The 14,333-nt window shown below is 69.1% G+C and carries 14 protein-coding genes; 6 read left to right on the forward strand and 8 right to left on the reverse strand.

Annotation, left to right across the window (positions count from 1 at the left end; all coding sequences use genetic code 11):
* Positions 1-3: 3 nt before the first annotated feature.
* Both WEA29_03875 and WEA29_03880 read right to left on the reverse strand, forming a co-directional pair.
* Positions 4-1,719: a DUF5671 domain-containing protein gene (locus WEA29_03875; protein ID MEX2322890.1), complete on the reverse strand. Its 1,716-nt coding sequence runs from the start codon at positions 1,717-1,719 to the stop codon at positions 4-6.
* Entirely contained in the window at positions 1,719-2,174 is a 456-nt protein-coding gene (locus tag WEA29_03880; GenBank protein ID MEX2322891.1) for a hypothetical protein, read from the reverse strand. Before WEA29_03880 ends, WEA29_03875 begins: the two co-directional genes overlap by 1 nt.
* A gap of 77 nt (positions 2,175-2,251) precedes the next feature.
* On the opposite strand from WEA29_03880, the gene WEA29_03885 reads away from it, so the two are divergent.
* A complete protein-coding gene (locus tag WEA29_03885) occupies positions 2,252-2,746 on the forward strand; it encodes a universal stress protein (protein ID MEX2322892.1) in 495 nt (164 codons plus the stop codon).
* A 22-nt stretch (positions 2,747-2,768) separates the two neighbouring features.
* Here WEA29_03885 and WEA29_03890 read toward each other — a convergent pair whose 3' ends face one another.
* Genes WEA29_03890 through WEA29_03905 form a run of 4 tightly spaced genes read right to left on the reverse strand, consistent with a single transcriptional unit; the run spans position 2,769 to position 7,357 of the window.
* Positions 2,769-3,485 carry a glutamine amidotransferase gene (locus tag WEA29_03890; protein MEX2322893.1) on the reverse strand — a complete coding sequence of 239 codons (717 nt, stop codon included), beginning with the start codon at positions 3,483-3,485 and terminating at the stop codon, positions 2,769-2,771.
* On the reverse strand, positions 3,482-4,762 hold the full coding sequence (locus tag WEA29_03895; protein MEX2322894.1) for a MurT ligase domain-containing protein: 1,281 nt from the start codon (positions 4,760-4,762) through the stop codon (positions 3,482-3,484). The genes WEA29_03890 and WEA29_03895 overlap by 4 nt, the downstream gene beginning before the upstream one ends.
* A 10-nt stretch (positions 4,763-4,772) precedes the next feature.
* Positions 4,773-6,665, reverse strand: coding sequence for an ABC transporter ATP-binding protein (locus WEA29_03900; protein MEX2322895.1), 1,893 nt, complete (start codon positions 6,663-6,665; stop codon positions 4,773-4,775).
* Positions 6,666-6,679: 14 nt separating this feature from the next.
* Positions 6,680-7,357, reverse strand: a complete 678-nt coding sequence (locus WEA29_03905) for a hypothetical protein (protein ID MEX2322896.1) — start codon at positions 7,355-7,357, stop codon at positions 6,680-6,682.
* A 52-nt stretch (positions 7,358-7,409) separates the two neighbouring features.
* Between WEA29_03905 and WEA29_03910 the strand changes: the two genes are divergently transcribed.
* Together WEA29_03910 and aroQ are read left to right on the forward strand one after the other, a co-directional pair.
* Positions 7,410-8,153 carry a lipoate--protein ligase family protein gene (locus WEA29_03910; protein MEX2322897.1) on the forward strand — a complete coding sequence of 248 codons (744 nt, stop codon included), beginning with the start codon at positions 7,410-7,412 and terminating at the stop codon, positions 8,151-8,153.
* Complete coding sequence (gene aroQ, locus WEA29_03915; GenBank protein ID MEX2322898.1) at positions 8,153-8,581, forward strand: type II 3-dehydroquinate dehydratase; 429 nt, start codon at positions 8,153-8,155, stop codon at positions 8,579-8,581. The genes WEA29_03910 and aroQ overlap by 1 nt, the downstream gene beginning before the upstream one ends.
* A 112-nt stretch (positions 8,582-8,693) precedes the next feature.
* Here aroQ and WEA29_03920 read toward each other — a convergent pair whose 3' ends face one another.
* Positions 8,694-10,493 (reverse strand): SLC13 family permease, encoded by a 1,800-nt coding sequence (locus WEA29_03920; GenBank protein MEX2322899.1) that lies wholly within the window; start codon positions 10,491-10,493, stop codon positions 8,694-8,696.
* Between the two features lie 71 nt (positions 10,494-10,564).
* On the opposite strand from WEA29_03920, the gene WEA29_03925 reads away from it, so the two are divergent.
* Both WEA29_03925 and WEA29_03930 read left to right on the forward strand, forming a co-directional pair.
* Positions 10,565-11,032, forward strand: coding sequence for a histidine phosphatase family protein (locus WEA29_03925; GenBank protein ID MEX2322900.1), 468 nt, complete (start codon positions 10,565-10,567; stop codon positions 11,030-11,032).
* A complete protein-coding gene (locus WEA29_03930) occupies positions 11,029-12,162 on the forward strand; it encodes an MFS transporter (protein ID MEX2322901.1) in 1,134 nt (377 codons plus the stop codon). Before WEA29_03925 ends, WEA29_03930 begins: the two co-directional genes overlap by 4 nt.
* A 36-nt stretch (positions 12,163-12,198) precedes the next feature.
* On the opposite strand, the gene WEA29_03935 is transcribed toward WEA29_03930, so the two are convergent.
* Positions 12,199-13,140 (reverse strand): nucleoside hydrolase, encoded by a 942-nt coding sequence (locus WEA29_03935; protein MEX2322902.1) that lies wholly within the window; start codon positions 13,138-13,140, stop codon positions 12,199-12,201.
* A gap of 131 nt (positions 13,141-13,271) precedes the next feature.
* Here WEA29_03935 and WEA29_03940 point away from each other — a divergent pair, with 131 nt between their 5' ends.
* Positions 13,272-14,279 (forward strand): proline racemase family protein, encoded by a 1,008-nt coding sequence (locus tag WEA29_03940; protein MEX2322903.1) that lies wholly within the window; start codon positions 13,272-13,274, stop codon positions 14,277-14,279.
* Positions 14,280-14,333: the final 54 nt, after the last annotated feature.

Here is a 14,333-nt window from a genome sequence, read left to right on the forward strand (position 1 = left end):
CGGTCAACCGAGACGGCGAGCCGACATGCCGGTGACCACCCCGTCGGGGCCGACCACCACGACGCCCTCGGTGCCGTCGATACCGTCCAGGCTGGCGACGAGGGCCTCGATGGACGCCTCGCCGTCGCCGGTGCGCCACACCTCGACGCGGGCTCCGGTGCGCGCGGCGAGCGCTCGGCCCAGAGCCGCCGCCTCTCCGGGGGCGACCAGCAGCAGCCGTTCGAGCGAGGTGGTCCCAGCAGGCTGCGCCTGCCGGTCGGCGCGGAAGACCCTCCAGTGATAGGCGGCCATCGCCCCGACGGCGAGGACGAGAGAGACCGACCACCTCACGTCGTAGATGGTCGCTGAGGAGAAGCTCCCCTCGAACAGGTCCTCGAAGAACCGGGAGGCGACGGTGATGAGGGCCACGAGTGCGAGGAGTCCACCGATGCCGAACGAGGCCGACAGGTACAGGCGGCGAGCGAGCGAAGTCCGTTCGTCGACACCGTCCAACCCCTCGCCCTGCACCGACGACCACGCACGCCACCACAGCGGTGTGCCCACGATGACGAGCGTGAGACCCCATAGCGCGAGGTGACCGCCATCGAAGATGGACAGGACGGCGCCGCCGATGGCGGCCCCGATCGTGGCTGCGATCAGGAAGGTGAGCCCGAGCACCAAGGCGGAGAGGCCGACCGCCGACAACAGGTAGGTGTACGTCCGTCGCACCTCGCCGGCACGCGCCGAAGGTGCGCTGTCGAGCACGCGACGGTGGTAGGCCCACGACAGCCAGCCCACGGCGGCAAGCGCCAGCGCGCTCGGCACCGGGGCGAACGCATCAAGAGCAGTGTCGCGGGAATCGAGGAGGAACCAGCCGAGCACAGAAAACAGGATGACCCCGCCAGCGACGATGACCGAGAGCAGGCCGACGAGCACGCCGCCGAGCAGCACATGTGCCTGCCAACCGGTCGAGTCGCTCTCAGTGCGCGTGTGGCGGTGCCAGTACCACCACCAGACGGCTCCGGAGACGACGAGCGGGCCGACAAATCTGCGGAGGTCGTCGAGGGGCGACGACAGCAGGCCTCTTCCGAACAGCTCGTAGTAGGCCGTGTCGAGAAAGATCACGCCGATCGCGATGACCGACACCAGGGTCCCCCAGAGCCCGAACAGCGAACCGAGGAGTCGGTGGCTCCGTCCGGCATCCGGAGGCGGGTAACGGCGGGCTGCCCACCAATGGGCCCACCAGACGGCACCCCACACCGCTGCCTTGATCCACAGAGTGGCCGACCACGCTGCATCCCCGAGCACACTCGAGATGAAGCCGGTGAGGGCGAACATCGCCGTCACCAGAGCGCTGAGGATGGCGGCAGTCAGGTAGAGAAGCCACCCGATCGACAGTCGCTCACCTTCGTCGTCGGCCAGTCGCCGACGGGTCCACGACGCCAGGACGAGGAACACCGGCGCCGCCACCACGACGAGCGACAGCGCCCCGGCCACCTGGCTGCGTCCACGGAGAAGGTCTCCCCCTTCGACCGCCGCCTCGATGAGACCGGTAAGGCCCCAACCCGACAACACCAGGGCCAGGTACATGAGGCCGTATTGGAAGAAGCGTCTAAGCGGTGCACCAGGCACCTGCGCGCCTGTCGCCCCCCGCTTGCCCGCCCTCACGATCAGTACCACGACGAGGACGGGTAGGCCGAGCGCGGCCAACCCGATCAGTACACCGAACACTGCCCACATCAGCCGTCGCCCTGCCTTTCACACGAGTAGAGCGGCCACGGGACTTCCGTGAGCAGCCATCGGTCTCCGTGTCGCGCCATCACGAGATACTCCCTCATGCCGACACCGGGGGCGGCGGGAGGCGGCATCTGGTAGTCCTGGATGGTGATCTCGACCACGGTCCTGGAGGTATCGCCCGACATCGACTCGATGCGCACCGCTGCGGAGGGGCTCCACCAGACGTATCGGAAGTCGCGCAGCGTGCACCCCAGCGCCGGGTCGAGATAGGTGAGAGCAGCCTCATGGTCGCCGGCGGTGACCGCTCGCACCCAGCCCTGTGCGGCGCCCTCGGGCGTCGACGGGTCGTAGTCCCGCCCGCTGAGGGCGACCACGGTGAGCGCGACCACGGCGGCGACACCGACGAGTGCCGCGGGCACCCACCTCGTGCCTCGCCGCCGTTCGGGGGTGTCGCTCACGAGATCAGTCTATGACCTCGGACACTCGGCTGACCCGCAGACAAGCACCCAACTGTCGAGCGGTATAGCCTGACCGCGTGCGTATCGTCATCGCCACCACCGGCGCCCTCAGCGCCGACCCTGTGGCGAAGTTCGCCGAGCGCCTCACCGGGCCCGACGGGGTGGTCTACGTCACCACCGTCATCGAGGTGCCGCGCACCTTCCTCGACGAGATCCGGTCTGAGGAGTCGATGCCGGAACCCGACGGGAATGCACCGTGGGCGAGTCAGGAGGACGCCGTGATAGCCCGGTACGTGGAGGAACGCGGCGCCCGACTCACCGACCCGCTCGTCGCCGCCCTCCGCGAGCGCGGCGTGGATGCCAAGGTGATGTTCCTCGAGGGTGAGGACCCGACCGCCACCATCCTCGAAGCCGTCGACGAGATCGGCGCCGAGCTCATCGTCATGGGGGCGACCCGAGCTCTGTTCGACGAGTCTCAGTGGCAGAGCATCTCCGCCAGGGTCGCCCGCGAGGCCCGCTGCCCGGTTCTGGTCATCCCGGCCGGACCGGTCGAGGGGGACGAGGAGTCCTAGTGGGCTGTCGGGCGACAGCCCTCTAGGCGCGACCGGCGGCGACCTCGGCGGCGGTCAGCTCCAGATGGTCGTCGAGCGGATCCAGGGTCACGTCGTCGCCGTGGCGCCTGAACAGGGCCCTCCGGATGAGCTCGTCGGCGAAGTGGGGGTTCTTCGGTAGGACAGAGCCGTGGAGGTACGTCCCGAAGCAGTTGACCGTCACCGCCCCTTCTTCTCCGCTGTCCCCGTCGTTGCCGTGACCCCTGACTACCGACCCCAGGCTCTCCTGGCCAGTATCGAGCACGGTGCGACCACTGTGGTTCTCGAAGCCGACGAGCCGACCCCACGGTGCCTCCACCACGACGTTGCCGATCATGCGACGCGTACCCCCGAGCGTCTCGGCGGCGAACACCCCGATCCCGGGGAGCTCCTGACCCCCGACCGTGACGAATCGGCGACCGAACAACTGATAGGTGCCACAGACGGTCAGGAACACGACGCCGTCGCCCACTGCCTCGTGGATCGCCGCAGAGCGCCTGACCAGGTCGGCGGCGACTTCCACCTGGGCTCGGTCCTCGCCACCACCGGCCACCACGATGTCGACGCTGGCGAAGTCGAGCGGTTCGCCAACCTCGACGCGCCACACCTCGACCCCGATGCCGCGCCATTCCAGACGCCGTCGCAGGCAGATCACGTTGCCGGCGTCGCCGTAGATGTTCATGTGAGCGGCGTACAGATGGACGATGCGCAGGTCGCTCATGCCCACACCTCGTGACGGGGCACGCCGGGCAGCAGAGTGCCCAGCAGCCTGAGCATGGCGGTGTAGGTGGGCACGACGTAGACGGTGTCTCCCGCCTCGGCGCCCGCCACCGCCCGCTCGACGGCCCGCTCCAGGTCGGCGTCGTGCCAGGCGTCGATGCCGGCGTACTTGAGGCGCAGCGCCATGTCGGCCGCCCGGGTCCCCGAAGCGCCAAACCGGTGCCCGGTTCCCGCTAGTTCTTCGACGCGGGCGTCCCACAGCCACGAGACGTCGCGCCCGTCGGCGTGCTCGTCGTTGATGGCGATGAGCACCTGACTCGGTCCGTCGACCGCCCCCAACAGTCGGACCGCCTGGTTGAGACCCGACGGGTTCTTGACCAGGAGAACGACGACCCTTCGCCCCTGGTACTCGATCACCTGACCCCTGCCGAACGGCGGGGTCATCTGCTCGAACGCCGCCGCCGCCGCCTCGGCGCCAACCCCGAGCGCCATGGCCGCACCGAGAGCCGCTGCCGCGTTGTAGGCGTTGTAGACGCCGGGTACGGCGAGGCGGACGGTGACCGAACCCGTTCGGGTCGCCAGACCAACCACCTGCCCTCCGTCGCCGAGGGGCTCGACGGTGGTTACCTCTACGACCGGCGAGATCGACGGGTCGCGGATGGCGGCGTTTGAGTACAGGGCGTCGTCGGGTGGCATCAGGTGCCGGATCTCGGCCACGGCGCCGAAGAACGACGACGACCCGTCGGCGAGCGCCGCCACCTTGGGATCGTCCGCGTTGAGGAGCGACGACCCGGCGTACACCAGCGCCGAGGAGATGTGCCCGGCCGTCGTGTCGAGTTCCCCGTAGCGATCGAGTTGGTCCCGGGCCAGGTTGGTGACCACCACCAGACGCAGCCGGACCCGCGGAGCCAGGGTCCTCAGGGCAGCCTCGTCGACCTCGAACACGGCCAGGTCGCCGCGCGGCCGCCCCCGCATCGTGGCCCGTTCGATCAGCACGGTGGCGACGCCGCGCTCCAGGTTGGAACCGGTCGGATTGGTGATGACGCGCGTGCCGGCGGCCTCCAGGGCGGTGACGAGCAGCTTCGTGGTGGTCGTCTTGCCGTTGGTCCCGGTTACCACGACGACCCCGCCGGGCAGGTTGGCGACCAGTCGGTCGATGACGGTCGGGCAGATCTTTGCCGCCACCAGCCCGGGGATCGCAGAGCCGCCACGGCCGAGAAGGCGACTGAGACGCCCGGCCAACCTCCCGATGGCGATGGCGAGGATGAGGCGTATCACCTGAAGGACGTTACCGGCGGCTGCCGGCGAACTGGGTGTGGAACAGCTCGGCGTACAGGCCGCCGATGGCGAGCAGCTCGTCGTGCGTGCCCTGCTCGACCAACCGGCCCTCGTCGAGGACCAGGATCAGGTCGGCGGCGAGCACCGTCGACAGTCGGTGCGCCACCACGAAAGCGGTCCGGTCGTGCAGCACCCGGTCCAACGCTGCCTGGATGAGTGCCTCGGACCGTGCGTCGAGGTGGGACGTCGCCTCGTCGAGGATCAGGATCCGCGGGTCCTTGAGAATGACCCGGGCAATGGCGATCCGCTGCTTCTCTCCCCCCGAGAGCCGGTAGCCCCGCTCCCCCACCACCGTGTCGTAGCCCTCCGGGAGCCCGGCGATGAAGTCGTGGATGTGAGCGGCGAGCGCCGCCGCCACCAGCTCGTCGTCGGTGGCATCCGGCTTGGCATACCGCAGGTTGGTGCCGATCGAGTCGTGGAACAGGTGTGTCTCCTGGGTGACGACACCGACGGCTCCGGCGAGCGTGGCCAGCGACATACCCCGCACATCTCGCCCGTCGATGAGCACCCGGCCCCCCGTGGCCTCGTAGAGCCGCGGGATGAGATAGGTGACCGTCGTCTTCCCCGCTCCACTGGGTCCGACCAGCGCCACCAGACTCCCCGCAGAGACGTCGATCGAGAGTCCGTCGATCGCCTTCGCCCGGCTGGGCAGCAGCGGTGCAACCTCCCCTTCATCCGCCTCGGAGCCTCGCCCCGGAAGCCGGTCGACGTTCTCGAGACCCTCGGGCAGTGCCTGGCGGTAGTCGAACGACACCTCGTCGAAGGTGACCCGACCCTCGATGGGTTCCGGCTGCGAGGCGGCGCCGGCGTCGTCGATGTCGTGATCCAGATCGAGGACCTCGAACACCCGCTCGAACGACACCAGGGAGGTGGCGAGTTCAACCCGGGCATTCGACAGCGCCGACAGGGGCCCGTAGAGCTGGCCCAGGTACGCCGACAGGGCCACCACGGTGCCGATGGTGAGGCTCCCCCTGATCACGAGCACGGCACCGAACCAGAACACGATGGCGGTGCCGATGGCGCCGACGACCCCTAGCGCCATCTGGAACCACCGTCCGACGAGCGCCCTGCGGACGCCCAGGTCTCGAACTCTGCTGGCATGCCCGGCGAAGCGCCGGTCCTCGTCGTCGGTTCGCCCGAACAGCTTGACCAGCAGCGCCCCGCTCACGTTGAGGGTCTCACTCATCGCCGTGTTGAGGCGCGCATTCGCCTCCATCTGCTCTCGGGTGATGGTCCGCAGCACCCTCCCCACCCGTCGGCCGGGGACGATGAACAGCGGCAGGACGAGCACGGCGGCGATGGTGAGCCGCCACTCCAGCTGCAGCATCACCAGGATCGTCGCCACGGCCGACAGCCCGTTCGAGATGACCGAGATCAGGGTCCCGGTGACGGCCGACTGGGCGCCGACCACGTCGTTGTTGAGTCGCGACATGAGCTCGCCCGGCTTGGACATCGTGAAGAAGGCAAGCGACATCCGCTGCAGGTGGCCATACAACCCGGTGCGGAGGTCGAAGATGATGCCCTCGCCGGCCCGCGAGCTCGCCCACCGCTGTACCACCCCCAGCACGCCGGTCAGGACCGGCACCGCGATCATGGCCACACCGAGCACCGTCACCCGATCGATATCCTTGTCGGGAATGGCGCGGTCCAGCAGGTCACGCATCAGCAGAGGCGGCGCCAGCGAGATCACGGTGATCAACGCGATGGTCGCCAGCACGATGACCAGGAGTCCCCGGTAGGGCCGGGCGTAGGACAGGACGCGCCGGAGCAGGGCGCGGTCCACCCTAGGACGATCCCGCTCCTCGTCGTAGCGGATGTAGGACCGCCAGCCTCCGTGGTACATGGGACCGCCCGCGCTCAGGTGCTCAGCATCGACTGCAGGGTGAACAGCGACTCGGCGATGGCGGAGCACGCTGGTTCGCCGACACCCGTCCTGCAGAAGAGCTGATAGACGTAGTCGTGCTCAGTCCAGGTGATCTCGCGCCCCTCACTGACCTGGAACTCAAAGAGTTCACCCGGTTCCGGGTCTCCGGCAGCACGCAGTCCGACCCGCAGCACGGCCAGCTGAGCCTCGGTTCTGGGGCGCTCGTACGGCTCACCGACCCACATACCGAAGGCGGCAGCCGTCGACGGGTCGAGTACCACCGACTGCACGTCGAAGACGAGCTGGCTGGAGATGTGGGTGACCCGCCCGGGGACCAGCTGCGGGAACTCGATGCCGGGAAGGGCGGCGGCGATCTCGCGACGCGACGCCTGGATGAACGGTGTGATGCCATCACCTCGGGTCCATACCGCGGAGAGCAGTTCGACGCCGTCCAGCCCACCGGTGTCGGCACCGAGGCCGTCGTTGGCCCACGCGACCTCGGTGACGGCGGTCAGGCGCAGCGCAGGACCCTCCGTAGCCGCCGTGGTCGTGGTGGCGATGCGGGGCTCGTCGCCGTACACCACGCCGCGCGAGAAGTCGCCGACGCCGCCGAGGAGGTCGGAACAGCCCGTGAGCAGCACGAGGGCGATGGTGGTGGCGGCTCTGCGCATCGGGTGATTATCCCCGCTCGGAACGCCTATCTGGGGGAGGTAGCCTCGAACCGTGGCGCTCCTCTCACACGAAACCTGGACCCCGCCCGCCCTCGACACCGCCATCTCGGCGACGCTGCTCACCAGGGCGGACCGCGAGGGGCTGGCGACGGTCCGCCTGTTCGTCCCGGAACGAGCGGTCGTCTTCGGACGGCAGGACTCGGTGCGGCCCGGTTTCTCCCGCGCCGTCGTCGCCACCCGGGCGGCCGGATTCGCACCGGTGCTGCGCCTGGCCGGCGGCCGTGCCGCGGTGTTCCACGAGGGCACGGTGGCGGTCTCCATCGCCGAACCGACCGCCTACCCCCGTGAAGAGATCCGTGGGCGCTTCGTCGCCGTGGCGGGCGTGATCGCCGCCGCGCTGCGATCACTCGGTGCGGATGCCCGCGTCGGCGAGGTCCCGGGTGAATACTGCCCCGGGGAGTATTCGGTGAATCTGGGAGGTACCCGAAAGGTCGCCGGCCTCGGCCAACGCCTCCGTCGGGGAGGCGCCCACGTCGGGGGCGTCGTGGTCGTCGACGATGCCGAGACCATCAACGCGGTACTGGTGCCCGTGTACGACGCCCTGGGGTACGACTGGGATCCCGGGGCGACGGGCGCCCTCGGCTCCGGCGTGACCCCCGCGGTGGTGATCGAGGCGGTGGTCACCGCTCTCGGTGAGGCGGGCTGGCGTCTCACCCCGGGGCCGATCGCCGACGAGGTCATCGAGGACGCCCGGACCCGCCTCGGTGACCACGAGCTCACCGATAGGGTGGCGTGATGCGCGTCGTCGTCATCAACGGCCCGAATCTCAATCTGCTCGGAACCCGACGCCCCGACGTGTACGGGACCACCACCCTCGCCGAGCTCGAGCACCTGTGTCGCACCTGGGGTGAGGAACTGGGGATGCGCATTCACACCTTCCAGTCGAACCACGAGGGGGCGATCCTGGACCGACTCCACGAGTGCCCGGGGAACGCCGACGGGGTGGTGATCAACCCGGGTGCCCTCACCCACTACTCCTACAGCCTGCACGACGCGATCGAGGCGATCGCCCTTCCCGTGGTGGAGGTCCACATCTCGGACATCACGGCGCGGGAGGAGTGGCGACGGGTGAGCGTCGTCACCACGGCGTGCGTGGCCACGATCAACGGCCTCGGGATCGACGGCTATCGCGAGGCGCTGCGCCTCCTCGCAGACCGCCGCTAACCCTATCTGGCGAGACGCCGACACCGAGCGGCCGAGTCGGGCAGGTCACGCAGACGCCGTGCGAGACGATCGTTCATCGGCGGTGAGGTAGGGGGACGTTTCGACTGCCCGATCAGGGGATCGGAGTGAACGGCCACACCGCTGGCACCACCAGCATGGCGACGCCGAACAGGAGCACGTTGAGCGGGCCACCGACCCGCGGAAAGTCGGTGAACCGATAGTTGCCGACACCGTAGATGAGCAGGTTGGACTGGTGTCCGATGGGCGTGAGGAACGTGGTCGACGCGCCGATGGCGATACCCATGAGGAACGGGTAGGGCTCGAACCCCATGCCGACGGCGATGGCGATGCCGATCGGCGCCAGCAGCACGGCGGCGGCGGCGTTCGACATCACCTCGGTGAGCAGCGTGGTGAAGATGATCAGCCCGGCCAGGACTACGTAGGGACCGAAGTCGCCGACCAGGTCGACCAGGTTGTCGGCGAGCCACCGCGCCGTACCCGAGTGATCGTCGTCCATGGCTATCCCCAGCGGCATCATGAAGGCGATCAGGAAGATGACCCACCACTCGATGTCTTGATACATCTCCTCGGGGCGGATGCAGCCGGTGAGGAGCATCAACAGGACGCCGACCATCCCGGCCACCGAAATGTGCAACAAGCCGGTGGCGGCAGTGATGATGGTCAGGGCCATGCTGGCCAGTGCCAGGGGAGCCTTCTTCGGGAGGCGACGCTTCGACTCGATGCGATTGACCATGAGGAAGTCACGGCTCGCCGCCATGTCGCTCAATGCATTCTCGGGTCCCTGCACCAGCAACACGTCGCCGACCTCCAGAGGCACCGTGATGAACCGGTCTCGCAGCGTCTCGCCGCGGCGTCGCAGGGCGAGGACGAGCACTCCGTACCGCCGGCGGAGCCAGCCGCGGGCGATGGTGGTGCCCACGAGGCGAGACCCGGGGGCGATCGCCGCCTCGCCCAGGCGAGTGTCCTCGCTGGTGAGGGCCTCGGCGGTCAGTTTGGTTTCGGCATAGATGTCGAGCGGCCGCGACGACTCCCCCACCAGGTCGGTGATGCTGCCCTCCACGACCAGCCGATCCCCGACCCGCAGGACCATGTCGGGGCTCGGCGTCAGGACGGTCAGGGCGTCGTCGACGGACCGCTGCACGCGCAGCACGGTGAGTCCCAACGACGAGTGGATGTCGCTCTCGGCCAGCGTCTTGTCGGCGAAGGGGGACCCCTCCGGGACGATGAGTTCGGTCAGGTAGTCCTGGAGGGCGTAGGTCTCGGTCAGGTCGCCACCGGACCCTTCACGCTCGGGGATGAGGAACCGGCCCACCAGCGCCATGTAGGCGGCGCCGACGGCGAGGACTGCCAATCCGGTGGGGAGAAAGTCGAACATCTCGAAGGCGTCCCACCGGCTCTCCTCCAGGGCGATCGACACCAGCAGGTTGGGGGGCGTGCCGATGACGGTGGTGAGGCCGCCGAGGAGCGATCCAAAGGACAGGGGCATGAGGAGCTTGGCGACGGGATAGCCGGTCTGACGGGAGATGACGAACATCGCCGGCATGAGCACCGCCACCGCGGCGATGTTGTTCATGAACGCCGACATGACGCCGGAGGTCAGCATGACGATCAGGGTGAGCCGTACCGGACTACTCCCGCCCGCCCTGGCCACGAAACCGGCGATCCAGTCGGCCACCCCGGTGCGCACCAGCCCTGCGCTGAGGATGAACATGGCCACCACGGTGATCACCGCGGGATTGGAGAAGCCGGAGAAGCCGTCGGCGACGTCGACGGTGCCGCTGAGCAACAGGGCCAGGGTCACACCGAGGGCCACCACATCGGGCCGGGTGACCTCGAGCGCAAACAGCACGAGGGCGACGAGGATGAGACCGAGGACGAATGCATGCTCCATGGGGTGGGGCGAGTGTAGGGAGCGGGTCAGAGGCAGCCGGGGCCAGACGCCGCGCGCCTAGCCTCCTGGCGATGCGCCTCCTCCTGGTACGCCACGCCAAGTCGGACCGCCCGGACGGCGTGGACGACCACGATCGGCCGCTCGCCCGACGAGGCGTCACCGATGCCGAGGCGATCGGCGCCCATCTAGCCCGGCTCGACCTGGTGCCCTCCCGGATCGTCTCGTCGACCGCGGCGCGCGCCGCCTCCACCGCCGGGATCATCGCCGCCGCCGCCGGATGGGATTACGTCACGGATCCCCACATCTACGGAGGCGGGGTCGCCGCGCTCCTCTCGGCCGCATCCGGGCGGGGGGACGTGATGCTGGTGGGCCACGAGCCGACCCTCTCCATGGCCGTCGAGGCCCTGAGTGGTGCCCTCGTCACAATGGTGACCTCAGCCGTCGTCTGCATCGACACCACCAGCGACGCCGCCGGGACCTGGAGGGGCACGGTCCGATGGATGCTCACCCCGGAAGCAGTACGCGGACTCCGGCGGTGAGACGGCTCGGGGCGTCGATCGCCTACCTGGCGGGCGTTCGGTTCGTCTTCAACACGATCCTCCGAATGATGTCCGTGTTCCTCCCGGCGATCGCGCGGGGGCTGGGCGTCTCACTGGAGAGCGCCGGGCTCCTGGTATCGGCGCGGTCGCTCGCCGGCGCGGCCATCCCCGCCGTGGTCGCCACCGCGGGACGCGGCGAGCGGCGTCTCCGCCTCGCCACCTGGGGCATGGTGCTGTTCACCGCCGGGGCGCTGCTCACCGCTGCCACCAGCGTCTATGCGGGGGCGCTCGCCGGATTCGTACTGCTCGGTCTCGCCAAGCCGGCGTTCGACACCGCCGCCATCGCCTACGTGGCCGACCGGACGCCGTACGACCGCCGGGCGCGTTACCTGTCCATCATCGAGCTGACCTGGGCCGGTGGACTCCTCATCGGTGCCCCGGCGTGTGGATGGCTCATCTCCCGCTTCGACTGGACCGCCCCCTTCTGGGTAGCAGCGGCCCTCGGAGCCGGTGCGATCGCATCGGCTCCGTTCTTTCTCGATGCCGATGTCGGGGACGGCGAGCTGCGGCGAGCACCACTGGCTCTCAACCGATCCGCCATCGCCCTGCTCGGCGTCCTGGTGGCGATCTCGGTGGGTTCCGAGATCGCCTTCGTGGTGTTCGGCGCCTGGATGGAGGACGTGTTCGACCTCTCGCTCGTCGCGCTCGGGGCGGCAGGGCTGGCCATCGGCGCGGCCGAACTCATTGGCGAGGGAGGCGTGTTCGCTTTCGCCGACCGGGTGGGTAAGCGCCGCATGGTCATGTTCGGCAGTGGGGCCTCGGCGATCGGCTACGCCGCGCTCGCCGGCGTGGCGGACGACCTCACCCTCAGCCTCGTGGTCCTCGGCACCGTCTTCATCGCCTTCGAGATCACCGTGGTGTCGGCCCTGCCCCTGGCCACCGAAGTGGTCCCCCACGCCCGGGCGAGGTTCCTGGCCCTGATCATCGTCGCCGTCAGCATCGGCCGGGCGATCGGAGCCGCCATCGGCCCGCTCGTCTACCGATCGGGAGGCATGCCGGCGAACGCCCTCGTCGCGGCCGGGACGATGGCCGTCGCCTTCGTCCTCATCATCCGCTGGGTCAGGGAGTAGCCCGTAGCACCGCTCTCGCTACTCGCTACTCGCTACTCAGAGCCTCGCGATGCGCTCCACAAGGAGGTCGAAGAAGCCGTCGGCGTCGACCCGGCGCATCCAGGTGGCATTGGGCTCGGCGGTGGTCATGCCCCACCAGTCGACCACGGTCATCCCCATGGTGAGTTCCGACGACGTCTCGACGGCGACGGCAACATGGCGGCCGGTGAAGAGGTCGGGGCGGATGAGGTGGGCGATGACGCACGGATCGTGGAGCGGGCCCCCGACCATCCCGTACTTCTCCACGTCGTAGCGCTCGTAGAACTCGAGCATGCCGTGGACCGCCCGGCCGGCCGGAGTGTCGATGGCGGCGAACCGCTCCATGTGGCGGGGCTCCATGAGCGCGCGGTGGGTCACGTCCAACGACATGACCGTGATCGGGACCCCGCTGCGGAACACGATGTCGGCGGCGTGGGGATCCACGTAGATGTTGAACTCGGCGGTGGCGGTGGTGTTGCCGCCCTCGAAGAAGCCCCCGCCCATGAGCACGATCTCTGCGAGCCGCCCGGCGATCTGCGGCTCGCGGGCCAGTGCCATGCCGACGTTGGTCAGCGGTCCGAGGGGACACAGCGTGATCGTGCCGGGGTCGGCAGCCATCACGATGTCGATGATGGCGTCTACGGCGTGTCCCTCGGCGAGGGGTGTGGTCGGGTCGGGCAGATCCGCCCCGTCGATGCCGGTCTCGCCGTGCACGTATTCGGCCGTGATCAGGTCGCGCACCATCGGCTTGACCGATCCCGAGTAGACCGGCACGTCGGGTCGACCAGCCAGCTCGACCATCTTGAGCGAGTTGACCGTGGTGAGCGTGAGCGGGACGTTGCCGGCGACCGCCGTGATGGCGACCACGTCGAGTTCCTCGGGGGAAGCGAGGGCGAGCAGGATGGCGACGGCATCGTCCTGCCCCGGATCAGTGTCGATGATGATCTTGCGAGGAGCCATGGCAGAGCAGGCTAGAGCCTCGCGAGCGCGCACGATTGCGACCACGAACGCTCAACGCTCAACGCTCAACGCCAGACGCTCTTGCGTTGAGCGTGAAGCGTTGAGCGTCTTCGCCGCGATAGCCTCCCCCCATGTCCGTGGCCATTCGCACCGTGGAGATGCACACCGGGGGCGAACCGGTTCGGATCGTCGTCGACGGGTTCCCGCCGATCCCCGGCGACACCATCCTCGACAAGCGGCGGTACGCCCGGGATCACCTCGACCATCTGCGTCGACTGCTCATGTTCGAGCCGAGGGGCCATGCCGACATGTACGGAGTGATCCCCGTCGAGCCGGACCACCCCGACGCCGACCTGGCGGTCCTGTTCATCCACAACGAGGGGTACTCGACCATGTGCGGGCACGCCACCATCGCCCTCGGCCGATGGGCGGTCGACTCCGGGCTCGTGCCTGCCGCCGGGGCCGAGACCCCGGTGGCGATCCAGGTGCCGTCGGGCCTCGTGAAGGCGGTCGTCGACACCGGAGGGCCTGAGCCGGGCCGCGTTCGATTCGAGAGCGTCCCCTCCTTTGTGGCTCACGCCGACCTCCCGGTCGTCGTCCCCGGCCACGGCGAGGTGACCGTCGACATCGCCTTCGGTGGCGCGTTCTATGCCTTCGCCGATGCTGGCGCCTACGGGCTCGACCTGGAGACGAGCAGGCTGCGCAACCTGGTCGACGCCGCCTGGGCCACCACCCTGGCCGTTCAGGAGGCCGGGGTCCCGCTCCCCCACCCCGACCACCCGGACCTCCAGTTCCTCTACGGCACGATCCTCACCGACGGCAACGACGCCTGGTCCGACGAGCCCACCCGCAATCTGTGCGTCTTCGCCGAGCGCCAGGTGGATCGCTCTCCGACCGGCTCGGGAGTGTCGGCGCGCATCGCCATCCAGCGGTCCCGGGATCAGATCGCACCCGGCCAGACCCGCCTTTTCGAGAGCATCGTCGGCTCCCGGTTCACCGGCCGCCCCGTCGCCGACACCGAGGTGGGCGGGATCCCTGCGGTCGTCGTGGTAGTGGGCGGCCGCTCCCACTACACGGGCGAGTCGACGTTCACCCTCGAGGACGACGACGACCTCCCCGCATTCCTGGTGCGGGAGTAGCGAGGAGCGAGGAGCCTGGGGCCTGACACCGGCGTAGGCTTTGGTGAGGAGGTC

The sequence above is a fragment of the Acidimicrobiia bacterium genome, assembly GCA_040902765.1.
GTDB lineage: Bacteria > Actinomycetota > Acidimicrobiia > Spongiisociales > UBA11373 > DATKBG01.

Excerpts from the sequence above, each read along its gene's own strand:
- WEA29_03875 (MEX2322890.1), bottom strand. The coding sequence starts at position 1,719 with ATGTGGGCAGTGTTCGGTGTACTGATCGGGTTGGCCGCGCTCGGCCTA.
- WEA29_03890 (MEX2322893.1), bottom strand. The coding sequence starts at position 3,485 with ATGAGCGACCTGCGCATCGTCCATCTGTACGCCGCTCACATGAACATC.
- WEA29_03900 (MEX2322895.1), bottom strand. The coding sequence starts at position 6,665 with ATGTACCACGGAGGCTGGCGGTCCTACATCCGCTACGACGAGGAGCGG.
- WEA29_03905 (MEX2322896.1), bottom strand. The coding sequence starts at position 7,357 with ATGCGCAGAGCCGCCACCACCATCGCCCTCGTGCTGCTCACGGGCTGT.
- aroQ (MEX2322898.1), top strand. The coding sequence starts at position 8,153 with ATGCGCGTCGTCGTCATCAACGGCCCGAATCTCAATCTGCTCGGAACC.
- WEA29_03920 (MEX2322899.1), bottom strand. The coding sequence starts at position 10,493 with ATGGAGCATGCATTCGTCCTCGGTCTCATCCTCGTCGCCCTCGTGCTG.
- WEA29_03925 (MEX2322900.1), top strand. The coding sequence starts at position 10,565 with ATGCGCCTCCTCCTGGTACGCCACGCCAAGTCGGACCGCCCGGACGGC.
- WEA29_03935 (MEX2322902.1), bottom strand. The coding sequence starts at position 13,140 with ATGGCTCCTCGCAAGATCATCATCGACACTGATCCGGGGCAGGACGAT.
- WEA29_03940 (MEX2322903.1), top strand. The coding sequence starts at position 13,272 with ATGTCCGTGGCCATTCGCACCGTGGAGATGCACACCGGGGGCGAACCG.